This window comes from Actinomadura fulvescens, from assembly GCF_039533225.1.
Lineage (GTDB): Bacteria > Actinomycetota > Actinomycetes > Streptosporangiales > Streptosporangiaceae > Spirillospora > Spirillospora fulvescens.
Window position 1 is genome coordinate 439,291 of record NZ_BAAATD010000005.1, and the last position, 18,033, is coordinate 457,323.

Below are 18,033 nucleotides of genomic sequence, written 5' to 3' on the forward strand. Positions count from 1 at the left end.
ACACCCGCGGCGACTTCCGCATCGCTCGCGACGGCCTTCAGATCTCCACCTCCGGGCCATGATTGGCGTGGTGGGGACCAGGGCCGCCACCCCATGCAAACGGCACGAACAGCGACAATCAGGGCGTAGAGTACGAGGCTTGCCCGGAGATCGGCCGGGACGGGGCGACGCGGCACGTAGAATCGGAGAGGCCGCACGTCTGCGGCGATCTCCAATCCTTCACCCAAGCGAGTTCGCATGCCCTTCTCCACGCGCGATGACCTGCGGAACGTCGCGATCGTCGCCCATGTCGACCACGGCAAGACCACGCTGGTCGACGCCATGCTCTGGCAGTCCGGCGCCTTCCGCGAGAACCAGGACGTCGATGATCGCGTCATGGACTCCAACGACCTGGAGCGCGAGAAGGGCATCACCATCCTGGCCAAGAACACCGCGGTCCGGCACAACGGGATGACGATCAACATCATCGACACCCCGGGCCACGCGGACTTCGGCGGGGAGGTCGAGCGCGGCCTGTCCATGGTCGACGGCGTCGTCCTGCTGGTGGACGCCAGCGAGGGTCCCCTCCCCCAGACCCGGTTCGTGCTGCGCAAGGCCCTGGAGGCCCGGCTGCCGGTGATCCTGGTCGTCAACAAGACCGACCGGCCCGACGCGCGCATCGACGAGGTCGTGGACGAGACCTACGAGCTGTTCATGGACCTCGACGCCGAAGAGGACCAGATCGAGTTCCCGATCGTCTTCGCCTCCGGCCGCTCCGGGCGGGCCTCGCTCAACAAGCCGGGCAACGGCGAGCAGCCCGACAGCGAGGACCTGGAGCCGCTGTTCGAGGTCATCAAGAACACGATCCCGGCACCCTCGTTCGACCCGGACGCCCCGCTCCAGGCGCACGTCACCAACCTGGACGCCTCCAGCTACCTCGGCCGGATCGCGCTCTGCCGCATGTACGCGGGCACGATCAAGAAGGGCCAGCAGGTCGCCTGGTGCCGCCACGACGGCAGCATCGAGCGGGTCAAGATCACTGAACTGCTGATGACGGACGCGCTGGAGCGCAAGCCCGCCGACCAGGCCGGCCCCGGCGACATCATCGCGATCGCCGGCATTCCGGAGATCATGATCGGTGACACCATCGCCGACCCCGACGACCCTCGCCCGCTGCCGCTGATCACGGTGGACGAGCCGGCGATCTCCATGACCATCGGTATCAACACCAGCCCGATGGCCGGCCGGGAGAAGGGCACCAAGGTCACCGCCCGCATGGTCAAGGACCGCATCGAACGCGAACTGGTCGGCAACGTGTCCATCCGCGTGCTGCCGACCGAGCGTCCCGACACCTGGGAGGTCCAGGGCCGCGGCGAGCTCGCCCTGGCCATCCTCGTCGAGAACATGCGCCGCGAGTCCTACGAGCTGACCGTCGGCAAGCCCCAGGTGGTCGCCAAGGAGATCGACGGCAAGAAGCACGAGCCGGTCGAGCGGCTCACCGTCGACATCCCCGAGGAGCACCTGGGCGCGGTCACGCAGCTCATGGCGGTCCGCAAGGGCCGCATGGAGCAGATGACCAACCACGGCACCGGCTGGATCCGGATGGAGTTCCTGGTCCCGGCGCGCGGGCTGATCGGCTTCCGTACCGAGTTCATGACCGAGACGCGCGGCACCGGCATGGCGCACCACGTGTTCGAGAAGTACGAGCCGTGGTTCGGCGAGCTGCGCACCCGTCCGTCCGGCTCGCTCGTGGCCGACCGCACCGGTCCCGCCACCGCGTACGCCATCACCAACCTGCAGGAGCGCGGCACCTTCTTCGTCGGGCCGACGACCGAGGTGTACGAGGGCATGATCGTCGGCGAGAACTCGCGGTCCGACGACATGGACGTCAACATCACCAAGGAGAAGAAGCTCACCAACATGCGTTCGTCCACCGGTGACGAACTCGAACGGCTCACCCCGCCAAAGATTCTCTCCCTCGAAGAAGCCCTCGAATTCTGCCGCGAGGACGAATGCGTCGAGGTCACGCCGAGTGCCGTGCGGCTCCGTAAGGTCGTACTGGACGCAAAAGAACGCGAGCGCACCCGCGCACGCGCCAAGCGGGCGGGTTAATCGCATATTCTTTGGCGCAACCCGCACTGCGGGGTGCTCGAACCCGCGTTACGGCGGACCGAACGCTGCGACCGACCGCGGCGGACCGAGCGTTTACGGCCGACCGAGCGCCACGGGAACGGGGGCCGTCCCACAAAGGGGCGGCCCCCGTTCTCCTTTTCTCCGGCAACCGGCGTTCACCGAGCACCGCTTCGGCGGGTGGCCGTGGTAATCGTTCCGGGAAATGGGCTTTGAAGGAGCCCCGGAGTTCGCCTTGGCGCAAAGGAAGGGCGGCCTCCTGATGGAGGCCGCCCTTCCCGCGTCGTGCGGCGGATCAGTTGAGCTGGACGGTGCCGGTCACGTCGGCGGCCAGGCGCAGCTGGTCGCCGTCGCGGAGCGGGGCCTCGACCCCGCGCGGAAGGCGTTCACCGTTGACGAACGTGCCGTTGGTGGAGCCCTCGTCCCGTACCCAGGCGGTGCCCGACGGGTCGAGCCAGACCGTCGAGTGACGCCGGGACACGTTGTCGTACTGCGTGAAGGTCGCCGCGACCGGCGACTGGCCCGCGTCGCGACCCAGCACCAGGTGCTGCCCGACCGACACCTTGAGCTCCCCGGTCGGGAAGTGCACGCGCAGGACCGGCGTGCCCTTCGCAGGGAGGGGACGCAGGCACGAGTCGCACTGTGAGGCGCCCGGGTTGCTCAGCACCGCCTCGCAGTAGGGGCACATGAACGCCGTGTTGTCGGCACCCGGTCGCGGGGGCTGACCCAGCTGCTCGGGCGGGAGCAGGGTCTGCTCACGTCCGGGCGGCGGCGGCATGGGCTGCTGCTGCGGGGGCGGCGGGAACGAGTGGTCGCCCGGCATGTGCTGCTGGTGCTGCTGCTCCGGCGCCTGTGGCGCGCCCCAGCCACCCTGCACCGGCGGTGGGGGCGCACCCCAGTCTTGCTGTTGCTGCTGCGGCGGCGGGGGCGTGTGCCCGCCCGGAGGCGGGGGCGCCTGATGCTGCGGCGGAGCTTGGTGCTGAGGGGCCTGGTGCTGAGGGGCCTGCTGTTGCGGGGGCGCCTGCTGGTAGGGGTCCGGTGGCTGGTACGGATCGGGCTGGTAGGGGTCCGGCTGGTACGGGTCCGGAGCCTGATGCTGCGGCGGAGCCTGCTGCTGCGGAGCCTGCGGCATCGGCGGGCCCCATTGGTCGTGCCCGGGCTGCTGATGCTGATGCGGCTGCTGCTGGTGCGGTTGCTGCGGTTGCTGCGGCTGCTGCTGATCAGGCTGCGGCGGGCCCCAGGGGTCCTGCGCAGGCGGCGCCTGCTGCTGAGGCGGCGCCTGCTGGTAAGGCTCCTGCTGGTAGGGCTCCGGCATCGGCGGGGCCTGATGCTGAGGGGCCTGCTGCTGATACGGGTCCGGAGGCTGCTGCTGGTACGGCTGCTGAGGCGGCGCCTGCTGGTAGGGCTCCTGCTGATAGGGCTGCCCGTACTGCTGCTGCGGCGGGTACGGCGGAGCACCCTGTCCCGGAGGCTGAGGAACGCCCGTGGCCGGCGGCTGGGCCTCGAAGCCGCCCGCACGGCGGCCACCGCCCGCGCGGGCCAGGTTGGCCCCGCAGCTCAGGCAGAGAAGGTCGCCAGGCTGGAACGGCTCATCACAGACAGGACAGTTCAAGGTCGCCATGACACATCCCCGGCGCGCACCCCGGCGCGGTCGAGCGTCGATGTGAGGTGATCCATATCACCCCTACGCGGGATCCCGATGTAGTACACCCGCCTTCCCTCCGGCCCCTCGTCCACGGACACCTGAACTCGGGGTCCTGCGTCTTCCTTTGCCATATCGCCGTCGGCGACCGCCCCGTACCGCCGGAGTCCCAGGGGGGACAACGGCACGATCCGCTGGTTGGCCGACCCCCTCCAGAGTAGAGAGCCACCCCCGGGGTGTCGCCCCCCGGGATTGAGCCGGTCGACGTACGGCCCCGTGATGACGGCGTCACACATGTCCAGGATCTCGCGAGCCTCAGAGTCACGCGAGAGCCGTGTGTAGACATATCCGCTGTACACGAGAATGTCCAACGGCAGTATGTCACCCCCTTGGCCAGGCCCGGCCGTCTCCGGGGTCTCACGTGCGGGGTCGTCCCGCCACATGCGGATCCCCGTCACCAGCGCCGCCAGGGCGGCCGGCTGCTGGAACGGTTCCCCGCCGGAGATCGTCACGCCGTCCACCGGGCCCGGCAACGAGGCGAGCCAGCCCAGCACCGCCTCGACCGGAACGGCCGTGGCGGGGTCCGCCTCCCAGGTGTCCCTGGACAGGCAGCCCGGGCAGTGAAGCGTACAACCCTGCATCCAGATCCCGGCCCGGTTTCCGGGGCCGAGAGTGGTCACAGGGTAGTGGGCCTTGGCGAGCAGCATCGTGGTCACTGTAGGTCCAGGCTGACGATGCTGCCCTCGCGGTGGATGCCGGAGACGGTGACCTTCTCGTCGGGAACCAGCTCGCGGTCGAAGAGGGCGCGGGCCAGCGGGTTGACGAAGTACGCCTCCAAAGCCATCCCGATGCCCCGGCCGCCCTTGTCGAGCTCGCCGGTGCACCACTCGCGCAGGGTGGTCAGCGCGTCGCCCTTGACCGCCAGGACGAGCCGGTGCTCCTCGGTGACCCGCTTGCAGATGTTGCCGAACTGCAGGTCGAAGATCTTCTCCGCGGCCTCGGCCGAGATGTAGTTGAAGACCACGATGTTGTCGCCGAAGCGGTTGAGCAGCTCGGGCCGGTTGAGCACCTCGGTGAAGTGCTCGGCGACCGCGCCCTTGATCCGTCCCTCGACCTCGTCGTAGGTCATGCCGGGTGTGATGTTCTGCACTCGGGTGGGCGCGGGGTGCGCGGGATCGGGACGCACCGTGATGTCGCGTGCCTGCGTGTACATCCCGAGGTTCGACGTGAAGATCAGGATCGACTCGGAGAAGTGCACGGTGTTGCCGCGGCCGTCGGTGAGCCGGCCGTCCTCCAGGATCTGCAGGAACTTGTCCAGGATCCGCGGATGCGCCTTCTCGATCTCGTCGAAGAGGATCACCCGGAAGGGGTCCTCGCGGACCGCGTTGGTCAGCTCGCCGCCCGCCTCGTGGCCGACGTACCCGGGCGGCGAGCCGATCAGCCGGTCGCCGGAGCCCTCCCCGGAGAACTCGCTCATGTCGAACCGCAGATACGCCGACTCGTCCCCGAACACCAGCTCGGTGATCGCCTTGGCCAGCTCGGTCTTGCCGGTGCCCGTCGGCCCGGCGAAGAAGAGCACGCCGCGGGGACGGCTCCCCGATCGGGTGGCCTGAGCGCCGGAGAGGCCGAGCACGGCGCGCTTGAGGATGTCGAGCGTCTTGGTGACGGCCTGCGGCTGCCCGATCACCCGTTCGGGCACCCGCTTCTCGCCTTCGAGGACGCGGCGGCGCAGGTGACCGCGGCTCCACGGATTGTCGAGCACGCCGAGCTTGTAGGTGCGCACGGCGTCCGGGAGATCACCCAGGGAGACGTTACGTTCCTTGGCGAGCCGGGTCACCTCGATCATCGACTGCAGGGTGAGCCCGTCGGCCTGCTCGGCGAACGCGTCGCACGCCTCGGCCGCGGCCTGGTCGGCGTCCACGTCGGTGACCCCGAAGGCACGCGCCAGCAGCCGGGCCGTCTCCTGCCGGTCGCCCAGGTGCGGCCGCGGGATCGTGATCTCGCGGATGTTCTCGTTGTCGGCGGTCATCCAGGGCGGCAGGTCGCCGGGCCGTTCCACCAGCCACAGGATCGGGTTGTAGAGCGGCTTGGGCCGAGGGCCCACGACGCGTACGGGACGGGCGGACCGCGACAACTTCGTGCAGAAGCGGAAGAAGTCGCGTTCGGCGGGCTCCAGGTCGATGGGCGTACGGGCGATCCGGGACGCCGAGTCGATCACGAACGCGGCGCGGACGTTCTCCTGCGGCCGCGCGACCGCCGCCAGATGCTTGGTCAGGCCCTCCAGGGACGGCTTGTCGTCGGCCTTGAGCTTGCCGAGCAGCTGCTCGGCGGCCTTCGCGGCCTCGTCGCCGATCTCGTCGCCGGTGTCGGGCAGCACCTGCAGGCCGTCCAGCGGGTCGTACACGATCATGCAGGAGTACCCGCTGGACCGCAGCGACTCCCACAGCAGGTCGCGCAGCGGGAGCAGCCGGGCCGCCACCGAGGACTCCAGCGGCGGCGCCAGGAAGCTGTCGTAGAGGTTGCCCGACAACACGTACTGGGAGTGCACCGACAGTGTCGCGTCCAGTTCGCGGATGAACGGCGGCCAGCCCGGCAACCGCCCCCCGAGGGTCGGGGATTCAGTCATCACTCACTCCGCTCGCGTTCCCGGCGACGTTCTCGTTGTTCGGCCCGCGTCCTAGTCTGCCGTGCGTCGGCGGCGACAGGCAGATCCTGGACACCCGGGTCAAGCCGCCACGTCACGTCCGACCTGATCCCGGCCTCGGCCAGCCGGGCCCGCGCGGCCTCGAACGTCTCGCACCACTCCTGCTCGCGTTCGGTGTCGAGCCGCCGGTCGTCCTCGCTCTGGGCGGGCCGCTCGCGCCGCATCGCCGCCCGGATCTGCCGTGGCCCGGGCACGCCTCCCGCGCCCGCCGCCTCGTCGATCCGCATCCTGACGCTGTGGTCGGGCCAGGTGCCCTTGGTGAGAACGACCGTGCCGTCCTTGGCGGTCAGCGTCTCGAAGCCCGTCTGAACCTCGTACCCCATCTCCTCGAACGCCGAGGTGACCGACTCCAGCACGTAGCGGCGCTCGGCCTCCGCCTGCTCGGCCGCCTCGCGCTCGGCGGCGCGGCGGCGCTCGGCGGCCCGCTGCTCCTCCGTACGGCGGTTGGCGTCCCGGATGCGCAGCCGTACCTCGGTGAGGATGCCCTCGGCCTCGGCCTCGCTGGGCGCCTCCACGATCAGCTGGGCGGCCTCCGCGACCATCCGCCGGTCGCCGTCGGTGGCGTCGGGCAACAGGCGCGCCAGCACACGTTCAAGCGTCTGCTGGACCTTCACGAGATCGCGATCGGACGCCGCCGTACTGCCACGTTCGGACGCCGCCGCATCGGTGCGTTCGGGCGCGGGCGACGCCGAGGTGTCGGAGGTGAGACCCTCAGCCGGAACGGCGAAGAGCTGGGCGGTCACGTCGGCCGCGAGACGTTCGGAAATGCGTTGCTCGGCGGCGTCGAGAACGGTGTCGGTGGCGGCGCACCACGCGGTGAGTTCGTCGAGGGGCCGTTGATCGTCCAGCGGCAGCGGCGCGGGCAGGTCCACGGCCGCACCGGCGCGCTCACGCGTCGCGGCGAGCGCGGAGATGCGCGCGTTGCGTTCGACGACGGCGCGCAACGCCTGGTCGTACGCCTCGATCTCGGCCAGGGCCGCGGCCCGCGCCTCCGCCCGGCCCGCGGCGAGGGCGGCGAGCGCCTCCGCGCCGCGCCCGGCGAGACCGGCCGTGCGCCCGAGCACCCGGTTCATCCCCAGGGTGAGGACGACCGCCGCGTCCAGTGCGATGTCGGCCTCGACGCCGCTGCTCACGTGCGCGCCTCCTTGGTGTCGTACGTACCGAACGTGCTCACAGGATCGTCGCACCGGCGCCGTCGTGAAGAGCCTTCTGCCTCTCCCTCTCATGCGCCTGCCGCCAGCGGTGCAGCCGTACGCCCGCGGCCACCGCGTGCGCGACGGGCGCGGCCAGCAGCACCATCAGCCACAGCAGGCTCGCGACGGGGGTCACCGCGGCAAGGAGAAGCAGGATGATCAGCAAGGGAACCGTGCCCGCGAGCAGCAGCATCCCGCAGCCGCGCCGCCCGGTCCGTCGCGCTGCGCCGGAGAGCGTCTGGGAGGCCTTGGAGAGACCGCGTCCGCCCACGCCGAGGAGTTGCGACATCCATGACCACGGCCCGTACGGCAGATAGTCGTTGCCCTGCGCGCGCGCCAGCATGACCTCGCTGCCGCACTGCACCGCCCAGGTGACGAACGACAGCACCGCCAGCACGACGAACGGCACACCCGAACTCTGCTGCAAGCCGCCGACCGACCGCGTGCCGTCGCCGTCGTCGCCGCCGAACAGCGCACCGACGACCCAGCTCCCCGCGAGCCAGAACGCGAGCAACGGCGACGACCACGCCACCGCACGGGCCACGGCGCTCCCACGTCCCGCGAGCCGAGCACGTTCCTTCTCGTCCCAGCGTGCCCGCAGCGCCTGAGCCTCCTGCGCGGCGGCATGGCGGCCCCGGACCCGGGCCTCCGCGTCCACGACGGCCTCAGGCGCCGCCCGGACGACCGCGAGCAGCCGCAACGGATCGTCGCCCGCGCCCTCCACGAGCCAGGTGAACCACGGCACCTGCTCGGGCACCGCCGCCCGCGCCCGCTCCGCCGCCTCGGCCAGCGAACGCCGCGTCTCGGCGGGGCGCGCGGCCAGGGCGAGCAGGGTCAGCAGGACGACCGGCGGATCGTCCGCGACGGCCCGGCCCGCGACACGCTCGTCACCGAGGCCGCCGGCGGCCGGCAACCGGGTGGCCAGGCGCGGCGGCGTCGACTCGTGCTCGCGCAGCCACCCGGCCAGCCGGTTCCAGGAGGCGACATGCGAACGCCACTGTTCGTCGATCCGGGCGAGATCACGGCCGCCTTCGAATCCGGACAGCACCTGGAGGAGATGCTGGTCCCAGAGCTCTCGTCCCAGCAGGCACGCCACCCGGTGATCGGGATGCGCCGGGTCGCCGGCCAGCGCCGCGAGCCCCGGCAGATCTTCCGAGGTGACGCGCCGCCCCAGAAAATGCGGCGGAAGCGCCGGATCAAGCCACCGCACCAAATGAAGGAGCTTCACATCCGGCGCCAGCGCCGTGGTCAGATAACCGTCGATCAAACTGATGCGGCTGTCATCGAAGTCCGACAGCCATTCCCGAAGAGTGCGCCAGGCCTCCCCGGACTCGCCTCGTCCAAAGAAATAGAGCGCCGCGTAATCCCACTTTTCAATGAGCGCCCGCGCCAGCTCCGCACGTTCGGTATAACGCCTCCCGTTGAACGGCAGCCCCGGCCCCTCCGGCGCGACCGGATGGGCCGGCTCGGCCGCGACCGCAGGCGTACCGCCCTCAAGCCACTCGGCGACCTGCTCATCGGTCCACCTGCGGCGCGGATCACGTGTGAGCAATCCCTGGCACAACAACCGGAACCGCGGATCCGGCACGTCGTCCGCGGGCACCGGCCGAGTCGCCAGGTGATCGACGACCGCGGTCTCGCTCAGCCCCAGGAACGGCGGCCGCCCCGTCAGCAGCTCACGCACGATCATTCCCAGCGACCACCAGTCGCGGGCGGGCGACACCTGCCCCGACAACGACTCGGGCGCCGCATACGCCAGCGTCCGCGACGACGACGCGAACACCACGCTCTGCTCAAGGACCTTGCTCAGCCCGAAGTCGGTGATCGCCACCCGCAACGGATCGGCGTCAAGGATCAGCACGTTCTCCGGCTTGAGGTCACGATGCACGATCCCGACCCGGTGCAACGCCGCCAGCCCCGCCGCGAGCTGGCCCACGATCCTGGTCACCGCCTCCACCGGCAGCGGCCCCGCCATCAACCCCCGCAGATTGCCGTCCGGCGCGTAAGCGGAAACCTCATAGTCCCGCCCGTCCGCATGCCCGGTCTCCAGAATCCGCATGACGTAGGGCGAGTCGAGCCCGGGAAGCTTGGCCCACACGTCCCGGTCGGCGTCGTACCCGCGCCGGAAGACCTTGACGACCCGTTCCGCCCGCAACGCGTCCCGTACGAGCAGCAGATCGGATTCCGCTCCCTGAACCGGCAACTCGGACACCAGCTCATAGCGCTCCGCCAACCCGGCGGGCAGCCGCATGAGCGGCCCACCCGGCCGCGCCCCGTCCCGCCGAGTCTCCCCCGCCCCCGGATCCCGCCCCGTCACGCCCGGGTCCCGCCGTGTCTCCTGGAAGTCGGCCACCTGCTTTGCCCCGTCTATAAGTCCGCGTGACTCCCGCGAGCCTAACGCCGCCGCCTAGATCCTGTCCTTGATCGCCCGCAGGTACTCGCTGATCTTGAACTGGTTGACGAGGAACTCAAGCGCCATCCGCGAGGTCAGCACGAGGAAGAGCCACACGATCGGAGTCGCGATCAAGGTCATGACGCCGAGTGTCGTGTTCCATTCGAGAAAGGCCAGGCCATACCAAGCCATCACGATCGCCAGCAGAGTGATCACCATGAGCTCGAGCCGGTAGACCAGCTTGATCATCTTGACGGTGACCATGTGGTCGAAGTTCGTATCGAGCAACGTCGCGAACAGCCCCTTGTCCGCCGGTACCGCCGGACCGGGGACCGGTCGCCCATGGGGCGGCCCATATTGCGGCCCCAGATCGGTCCGCGGACGTTCACCGGGCCCATGCGGCCGCGGCCCCGGAACGTGGCCCTCCACTGGAGGTCGCGGAGCACCTGCAGGGCCGGATGGTGGCTGACCGTAGGGGCCGGGGGGTGGGGGGTATTGCGGCTGTCCGGAGTCGGACGGGTTGGTCATCGCTGTCTCCTGGGGGGCTCATCTGGGGGGCAGCCTTGCACAGCCGACCTTAGAACGATTCCCCTTGTCCGGGCCCGCCGCACTGGCGGAGGAGGATCACGCCGCCGAAATCAGCTTTATGACCCCGGGGGGTATTGCAGTACAACATCACGCGTACGCGCAGCGTTGACGCTGTGAGTCTGGTGCGCTAACTCTGGCGGTACGGGCGGAAGGGACGCACAGAAATGGTCGCCACGCGGCGCTGCCGGGAGCCGGTGGCGGAACGGTGAGCCGGGCGGAGCAGGCGGCGGCGCAACTGCAACGGGTCAAGCAGTTGGCCGAGGAGCATGGCCCCGCCTTGAGACAGGCGTTCGCGGCACTGCTGGAGGGTGCCCTGATAGGCCCTGCCGGTGAACGGCTCCTGGGTGCCCTTGCCGAACGCCACCGTGACGTGCGTTCAGACTTCTACGCCGCGTTCGATGCCGTAAAGGCTTTGGCGGCCGAAGCCGAGGGCGGCCCGCCACGTATAGGCGAGCCCTATATCCCCGGACCGCCTCGCGGTGGACTGCGAGGTGGAGACGTGCGAGGCGGTTCGCCCGATGCGCTGCATCGCCTGGGCGTAGAGCTGGACCGGGCAGGTCGTAACTGGCAGGACGCGGGTCAGGCGCTTTCCAACGTCCTCGGGAGTCTGGGGCTCGCCACCGCCCCGGCTCAGGACATCATCCGCGCCGGAGGCTGGGTCGCCGGGCAGAAACACGACGTCGTTCGCCGCCGCGACGAACTCATCAGGGCCGACCAGCAACAGCTACTTCAAGCCGCCTACGGCACCGTGCAAGGCCTGGGCCATGCCCTCAGCCAACCGGACTCGAACGTACTCAACAAAGCCTGGCACGACTACGCCCGCCGCTACCTGCCCGGCCTGTGGGACGGCGTCAAGGACGTAGGTCTGGCCGGACTGGCCAGCAACCCGTTCACCGCTCCTATGTACGCGATGGCCAGTCCACACAGCTGGATGCAACGCGGACCGATCGGCCAATTCAAAGGACTGGTCCAGGGCGCACAACATCCGGTCGCCTTCACCAAGGCAATGATCAACTGGGACCTCTGGAAGCAGGATCCAATCCGTGCCTACGCCCAGACCGTCCCGTCCATCGTCATAGGCGCAGTCACCTTGGGCACCGGATCTGACAGCGGAGCGACCCGCCGCCAGACCGGACCAGACAAGCCCGAAACGCCGCTCACCGCCACGGGCAAGGCCGTTCGTGCGCTGGACGACGCAGCGAATCAGGCCGAGAAGACCGACGCCCTGGGCCAAGAGAACACCCAGACGCCCTCACCTCCAGCCTCGTCCAAACCAACCAAGCCCGTCCCTCCCAACATGGAGGTTGTCGGCAACCAGCCGAAAGCAGCCGGCGGCAGCGAGACGGGCGGCCGCACGGTGGTGGGGCCCAGCACACCTGCGCCGAATGCCTCTGCCGAGCAAGCGCCGCTTCAATCTCCCCAGGAGCTGATGGCGATCGCCCGCTCCGGCCTCAGCCTCCAAGAGATCTTCGACGACTTCGGAGCTGAAACCACCGGACGCGTGATCGGCGAAGTCGCCCGCCAGGACCACGCGAAACTCCAAGCTGGCGAAGGGCAGCACGCCTACATGATGCGGCGCTTCGAAGAGCTCGACGTACCGCGTGAGAAGCGGGCCGACGTCATGATGCACACCGCCAGGCAGGCCTGGGGTGAAGCCGGGCGGTTCAAGCTTCCGAGCGGCGAGATCGCCATCGTCACTGGTAAAGATTCCGTCCCGGACACGTTCATCATCCGCGAAGATGGCAGCATTTTCACCCGCAAGACCGAGCGGTGGCGTGACCCTGAAACCCACGAGTGGAGGCTCAGGTTTCTCGACTGAACCCAAGCCGGAGAGTCATGGCAGACACTGAGATCAGCGAGCTACGGCGCGGCGAAGGCGACCGAGCCATTATGGAGCGGTCATTCCGCTATGGGACGACTTTCCTCTCGATATCTGTGCGACGCCGGCCAGCAGGCGCCGCCGCACTTACAAAGTGATCTGTAACCCAATTGAGTCGTGAGATGTCCCGCAGCGCTGACGAATTCCCAAGCTCCAGTCCTCGCACGTGTACCGGGGCGGGCAAGCTACACTTCGTGGATGGCCAAGCGGAGACATGTGATCTACTCAAAATTCAGCCATCTAGAATTCTAACGGTGACAGTGTTAGGCAGGTAGCCATGGACATCGATCAGGCTCGTCGCCTGGCCGAAGTACACCTGGCAGAGAACTCTCCTCCCTCACGACCGGTAGCACTGTTCGAGGACGAACTCGTCGAAGACCTTGGCTGGTGCTTCGTGTTTCCGTGGAATACCGCCCGCTATGGAGAAACACGGGACATGGCGGACATCATCGGGCCCCGGCTTCGGTCCGATCGTCGTCGTCAAGGAGAATGGTGAAACATGGATGATGAGCGGCTTCCCTCCACCCGATCAGCAGTTGTCCGCCTACGCGGCGTCACATGGAATGTCTGCCGAGGGCGATACGCGACCACGGAGGCATCGATGAACCCTCCGCGACCTGAGTACTAGGACCCCGAAGCATGCTCTGAGGCTGAGAATAGAGACCGCCCTGTCATGTCTTCCCCTGAAGAGGTCACCCATGTGTGGGTACCGGCCGCTGCCACCGGTGCCGTACCGGTCCTGCAGACCGACGATCGGCGGATCGTCGTGGCATTCACCTCTGAGGAGAGCCTGCCGCCGGAGCTGCCGCCCGGCTGTGCCGAGTGGCAACACCTGCCGGTGGAGCAGTTGGCGCTCGTCTTTCCGGACGACGTGGTGCTTCTCCTTGAGCCGGGCGGACACATCATGGAGCTCGACGAGCCGCGTGAACGCGCCACGGCTCTGGTGAACGCCGCCAGCCAGTACCTGGACAAGCAGATCGATGCCGAGCAGCTGGTCGATGTCTTCCGCCGATCGGTCGTCTACTGCCAGGCCGGCGATGAACCGGCCTTCCTCGCACATGCCGAGACGATCGCGGTGTTCAGTTCCCTGATGACTTTCACGCAGGCCTTGGGCGACACGGAGTGGTTCTCAACAACGGGACAGGATGTCCTCGACCAGCTCAACGACAGATATGAGCTGTTTCTCGACCCGTGGACGCCTCATGCCACGGAGATCCCGCGCGTCGTTCGATCGACCGAGCCCCGCCACCAGCGTTGCGACTAGCGGAGCATAATCGCGAGCAGGCGGAGCTCAAGCCTGGATGTTCTTAGGCTGGCGACAACGCTTAGAGCGTTGGAGCGTGTCGTGGCGATTCCGGCAAGTTTGCGGGACGGCTCCCTGGTTGGGGGCGGTTGATCGTGGAGTGTTCAGCCTCCGGTGGGGCCGCCGGCTTGGGCTTGGAGCTCGGCCAGCTTCTTCTTGATGTCGGGGCGGGCCAGGGGGCGGGTTGTGCCGACCCAGTCGGAGCGTTTGTAGGGCTTGACGCCGATGTTGGGGACACAGGTCGAGCAACTGGCGACGATCATCTTGTTGGGGCCGATGACCATACCGACGTGGCCGGGGCGGTTGGAGGAGGTGCCGGGGCCGGAGTTGAAGAAGACCAGGTCGCCGGGTTGTTCGGTGCCCTTCTCTACACGGACGCCGAACGGCCATTGGCCCCAGGTCGCAGGGGGAATCGTGATGCCGACCTGGCGGTAGGCGGCTTCGAGCAGGCTTGAGCAGTCCCAGGCGTCGGGGCCGTTGGCGCCGAAAACGTAGCGCTTGCCGCGTTGTGCCATGGCGAAGGCGATGATGCGCTGAACGATGCCTTGGACGTTGGCCGGAAGATTGTTGTCCTGGCACTCGACACCGTTGGACTGCACGACCTTGAAGTCGCCGCCACCGTACTTCTTGGCCCAGTCGAGGACGAGGTTCACGTAGTCCCAGGAGTGGTTGTACATGAAGATCGCGGTGCGCATGCGCTCTGGAGCACCGTTGTGCTTCAGGTAGCGAGCGGCTGAGGGGATGGCGTCTTCGGGGTCGTAGCGGTTCTTCTCCTTGTCCTTGTTGCCGTCTACTCCGAAGGCCTTGAACGTCGCGTCGAGGAACTGCATCGGACCGCCCGCGCCAGCGTAGTTTTCGCCGCTGCTGACTCCGGGGAGCTTGGACGTGCCATGGCTGGTCTCGACCTTGCCGATGCCCGCCAGGACGTTCCAGGGGATGCCGTAGTCCGCGCCCGCCTTCTTGTAGAGAGCCAGGTAGTTGGAAGGGATCGCACGAGCATCCCCCGCTGCGGCGGGCTGAACACCTGCCCGCGAGACGTCCACGCATCCGCCGCTACCCACACCGCCGCCGTACAGGAACTGACTTGCGCCGAACAAGACCGGAAGAACCATCAACGCACCGAACAAGATGCCAACTGCAGCGAGGGCGACGGCGAACAGCACCCTACGGCGGTTCATCCCGTGTCACCCGCCTGCCCCGCGTCGGCGGGTTCGAAGGCGTAGACCTTGAGTGAGCCGCCATCTCGGGCGACGGTGACCGCGTACTGCTTGCTGTCGGTGCTCTGCTTGCCGGATTTGGTGATCTGCTGCTTGCCGGTGACCAGGAAGATGATCGAGTTGTCCTCGATGTCACGGACCCGGTCGAGCGTGGCGGTGCCCTCGGCGACGATCTGCTGCGCTCTGCGTTCGTCGAGGATGCCGGGGGAGGTCGCGCCGCGTTCGATCTCGCCGCGCAACTGGTCGGTGACCAGCCCGGCCAGCCGGGCGGCGAACACCTTGGGGTCCTCGTCGAAGCGGTACGTGCCCTGGGCCGCGATGAAGCGCTGCGCCAGATCGGCCGCCGTGGTGAATTCGCGCTGCGAGAACGGCAGGAGCCGGTAGATGTCGAAACCGCTCGGCGCGACCGCGCCGGAGATGCCCGGCGGCGGGGAGGCGGGCCCGGTGGGGCCCGCGGACGCCGCCGTCGTCGGCGTCGTAGGAGAACTCGCGCCATCGGAGGAGTCGTGGTCGGGCGCGGCGATCGTCAAATAGACGCCGACGACGGCGAGTGCCACCACGAGTCCTACGAAGAGGAGCTTGCGTTGGCGGTCCGTCAGGTTCATCACTCTTCCCGTTCTGACTCACGTTCGACCGGACGCAACCAGAACGGTATCGGCGGGCCGTCGTCGGTACCGCGCTTGCCCCACAGGGGCGGCGGTTCCTGCCCACCGCCCGTGCCTCTGGGCGCGGATCCGCCGGAGCCGCCACTGACACGAGGCTTCGGGACTCCGGCCGCCGGGTCCGCCTTATCTCTTGCTGGAGCACCGCCGCCACCGCCGCCGCGGCCGGACGATCCAGTGCCGCCACCTGCCCGGCCGCGCTCACGTCGACTACCCGAAGCGCCACCGGACGAGCGTCCGCTGCCCTTGAACCAGCCTCCGCCTGCCGCTGCCGCCGCGCCGCCTGAGCCCGCGCCTGCACCCGCGCCTGCGCCTGCGCCTGCGCCACCAGAGCTACCTGCGGCTGCCCCGCCGGTACCGCCTGAGCCTGTTCCGCTCGTCGGTCGTCCGGTCCATGAGGTCGGGCGGCCGACTCCGATGCCGGAACCGGCTGACTTCCCGCCGGAGGACGGGCCGTCTGAGCCGCGGGCTGTCGGGACGCTGGAATCATCCCTGCGGGCGTCGCGGACCGCACCCGCTCGGGTCGGCAGGTTGAGCGGCGGCGCGCCACGCCGCGAGCGTCCCTGTGCGGAGGCCGCACCGCTGCGTGGTTTGGCGGCCAGCACGGGAGCGGCGTCGGGCGAAGGTCCCTCTCCGGCCCCGGCGACCCCGATCGCGTTTCGCCGATCGGCGACGGCGCCCGTCCCGGCCGCCGAGGCGTCTGCGGCGGCTCCAGCCTCGGCCGCAGCGTCGCGCTTGCCCCAGCGGGCGAGGCGGTAGCCGGCGGCACCGGGGACGGCGGCTGTCGCCACCGCCGCGGTGCTCTTGCGTGCCTCAAGTATCGACTTGTCGAGTTGTGCCTCGCCCTTATCGCGCGCCCCCACCGCCGAGTAGCCCACAGCAGAGAAGAGATGCTGGAACGGCTTGCGATAGATGAACGCGGCGAACGTCACGAGTGCGATGAGCAGGATCTGCAGGCCCCACGGCAACGTCTCGCCGAGGATCAACCCGTACGCCCAGAGCAACAACGACAGCACGCCGATGAGGGCCGCCTGTTTCAGCAGCATCGACAGCAGGAGTTCGAGCCAGCGTATGGCGATCACGCGGCCTATGCCCGGATGGATGCCGATGCCCAGGAAGATCGGCCCGGCGACCAGCAACAGCAGGAACGCGATCTTCACCACGATGAGTGCGATCGCGATCACCATGATCAGCATGCCTGCGACGAGGGCGGCGAAGAGCCCACCGAACGCCACGGCCAACCGGCTCGTCCAGTTCTTGCCCTGGAAGACCGGATAGACCCCGGCGTGGTTCTCCTTGATGTCCTTGGCGACGGCCTTGTACGCGTCGGCCTTCTTGCCGAGATCGACCTTCTGGCCTCCGTGGGTCTCGGGCAGGTCGACCGCCTGCGCCCAGAGCAGTTTGTCGGCGTTGTCCTTGACCACCTTGGCGTTGGGATCGGTCGTCCCGAACTCGCCCATCAGCCACGGCTTGCAGACCAGCGCCACCCAGAGGCCGTTGGCGTTGCGGGTCGTGGCGTCGACCTCCGCCGACTTCAGGGGATCGGGCTGACCCTGCGGTGCGGGGATGCAGGTGCCGCCCTTGGTATCGCTCTGTGGCAGAGCCGCATTGAACGCGGCGCTGGTCGCCTCCGAGACCTTGGTGCCAAGCGTGGTGAAGTCGGCCGGACGAGCGACCAGCCAGATCAGGGCCACCATGGCGGCGACCATCCAGATGACGCCTTCGGTGACCTTGCTGGCCCGTTTGCGGACCAGCCCCCACCAGGCGAGCCACATCGCGCCGAGGATGACCACCCACGACCAGTAGCGCGCGTTGAACGTCTTCCCGATGCCGGTGATGACCCCGTCGACGGTGTTCTTCAGCCAGCCGAGCAGCGACTCCGACGCCGCCGCCTGGTAGACGCTGATGGTCGTACGGTCGATGGCCCGTACGAGGGTGAACGTGGTGTTGGCGAGGGCGTTGCCCATCATCGCCATGGCGTCCGAGCAGCCCATGTCGACCGCGTACCAGCTCTGGCCGGCCGTCCCGTACCGGTCGTAGTACGTGAGGTCCTTGACCGGAGTGGTCTTCAGCTTCTGGCTCGGATAGTCCGGCGGCTTGATCAGCCCGTCCGTACCCGACCCGTACTGCTCGGGCGCCGGGTTCGGAGCGGGCGCACAGACGTCGTTCGGATTCGACCCCGGCGGCAGCGGAATGTCCGCGACCGCAGGAGAGAACGGGCTGAGCATGAAGAAGGCCATGAGGACGAGCAGGACCGCCGAGCGGCGGTGTCGCCTTCGTCGCGGGTGTCCGGCGGCTCGTGCCCGGGGCCGCCGGCGGCGGCCAGAGCGATCGAAGAGGGCGG

At 68.6% G+C, this 18,033-nt stretch carries 14 protein-coding genes; 5 read left to right on the forward strand and 9 right to left on the reverse strand.

Annotated elements, in window-relative coordinates:
• Positions 1 to 237: 237 nt before the first annotated feature.
• Positions 238 to 2,091: a translational GTPase TypA gene (gene typA, locus ABD333_RS21100; RefSeq protein WP_344543380.1), complete on the forward strand. Its 1,854-nt coding sequence runs from the start codon at positions 238 to 240 to the stop codon at positions 2,089 to 2,091.
• A gap of 313 nt (positions 2,092 to 2,404) precedes the next feature.
• On the opposite strand, the gene ABD333_RS21105 is transcribed toward typA, so the two are convergent.
• On the reverse strand, positions 2,405 to 2,986 hold the full coding sequence (locus tag ABD333_RS21105; RefSeq protein WP_344543382.1) for an FHA domain-containing protein: 582 nt from the start codon (positions 2,984 to 2,986) through the stop codon (positions 2,405 to 2,407).
• Positions 2,987 to 3,067: 81 nt separating this feature from the next.
• Between ABD333_RS21105 and ABD333_RS21110 the strand changes: the two genes are divergently transcribed.
• Positions 3,068 to 3,781: a hypothetical protein gene (locus tag ABD333_RS21110; protein ID WP_344543384.1), complete on the forward strand. Its 714-nt coding sequence runs from the start codon at positions 3,068 to 3,070 to the stop codon at positions 3,779 to 3,781.
• On the opposite strand, the gene ABD333_RS21115 is transcribed toward ABD333_RS21110, so the two are convergent.
• The 5 genes from ABD333_RS21115 to ABD333_RS21135 form a co-directional block, all read right to left on the reverse strand.
• Positions 3,718 to 4,458, reverse strand: a complete 741-nt coding sequence (locus tag ABD333_RS21115; protein ID WP_344543386.1) for a 4Fe-4S single cluster domain-containing protein — start codon at positions 4,456 to 4,458, stop codon at positions 3,718 to 3,720. The two genes, ABD333_RS21110 and ABD333_RS21115, sit on opposite strands and share 64 nt — an antisense overlap.
• 5 nt (positions 4,459 to 4,463) lie before the next feature.
• Positions 4,464 to 6,377 carry an AAA family ATPase gene (locus ABD333_RS21120; protein ID WP_344543388.1) on the reverse strand — a complete coding sequence of 638 codons (1,914 nt, stop codon included), beginning with the start codon at positions 6,375 to 6,377 and terminating at the stop codon, positions 4,464 to 4,466.
• Positions 6,377 to 7,588 carry a response regulator receiver protein gene (locus ABD333_RS21125; protein WP_344543390.1) on the reverse strand — a complete coding sequence of 404 codons (1,212 nt, stop codon included), beginning with the start codon at positions 7,586 to 7,588 and terminating at the stop codon, positions 6,377 to 6,379. The genes ABD333_RS21120 and ABD333_RS21125 overlap by 1 nt, the downstream gene beginning before the upstream one ends.
• 37 nt (positions 7,589 to 7,625) lie before the next feature.
• Positions 7,626 to 9,899: a serine/threonine-protein kinase gene (locus ABD333_RS21130; protein WP_344543392.1), complete on the reverse strand. Its 2,274-nt coding sequence runs from the start codon at positions 9,897 to 9,899 to the stop codon at positions 7,626 to 7,628.
• A 156-nt stretch (positions 9,900 to 10,055) separates the two neighbouring features.
• Positions 10,056 to 10,469, reverse strand: coding sequence for a DUF4282 domain-containing protein (locus tag ABD333_RS21135; RefSeq protein WP_344543393.1), 414 nt, complete (start codon positions 10,467 to 10,469; stop codon positions 10,056 to 10,058).
• A 364-nt stretch (positions 10,470 to 10,833) separates the two neighbouring features.
• Here ABD333_RS21135 and ABD333_RS21140 point away from each other — a divergent pair, with 364 nt between their 5' ends.
• The 3 genes from ABD333_RS21140 to ABD333_RS21150 all read left to right on the forward strand — a co-directional run bounded on the left by ABD333_RS21140 (position 10,834) and on the right by ABD333_RS21150 (position 13,771).
• Positions 10,834 to 12,447, forward strand: a complete 1,614-nt coding sequence (locus ABD333_RS21140; protein ID WP_344543395.1) for a hypothetical protein — start codon at positions 10,834 to 10,836, stop codon at positions 12,445 to 12,447.
• 337 nt (positions 12,448 to 12,784) lie between these two features.
• On the forward strand, positions 12,785 to 13,003 hold the full coding sequence (locus ABD333_RS21145; protein WP_344543396.1) for a YrhB domain-containing protein: 219 nt from the start codon (positions 12,785 to 12,787) through the stop codon (positions 13,001 to 13,003).
• A 177-nt stretch (positions 13,004 to 13,180) separates the two neighbouring features.
• A complete protein-coding gene (locus ABD333_RS21150) occupies positions 13,181 to 13,771 on the forward strand; it encodes an SseB family protein (RefSeq protein WP_344543398.1) in 591 nt (196 codons plus the stop codon).
• A 143-nt stretch (positions 13,772 to 13,914) separates the two neighbouring features.
• Here the strand turns inward: ABD333_RS21150 and ABD333_RS21155 are convergent, their stop codons facing one another.
• Genes ABD333_RS21155 through ABD333_RS21165 form a run of 3 tightly spaced genes read right to left on the reverse strand, consistent with a single transcriptional unit; the run spans position 13,915 to position 17,929 of the window.
• Positions 13,915 to 14,973: a C40 family peptidase gene (locus tag ABD333_RS21155; protein WP_344543399.1), complete on the reverse strand. Its 1,059-nt coding sequence runs from the start codon at positions 14,971 to 14,973 to the stop codon at positions 13,915 to 13,917.
• Positions 14,974 to 14,984: 11 nt separating this feature from the next.
• Entirely contained in the window at positions 14,985 to 15,632 is a 648-nt protein-coding gene (locus ABD333_RS21160; RefSeq protein ID WP_344543401.1) for a hypothetical protein, read from the reverse strand.
• Entirely contained in the window at positions 15,632 to 17,929 is a 2,298-nt protein-coding gene (locus ABD333_RS21165) for a type IV secretion system protein (protein WP_344543403.1), read from the reverse strand. Before ABD333_RS21165 ends, ABD333_RS21160 begins: the two co-directional genes overlap by 1 nt.
• Positions 17,930 to 18,033: the final 104 nt, after the last annotated feature.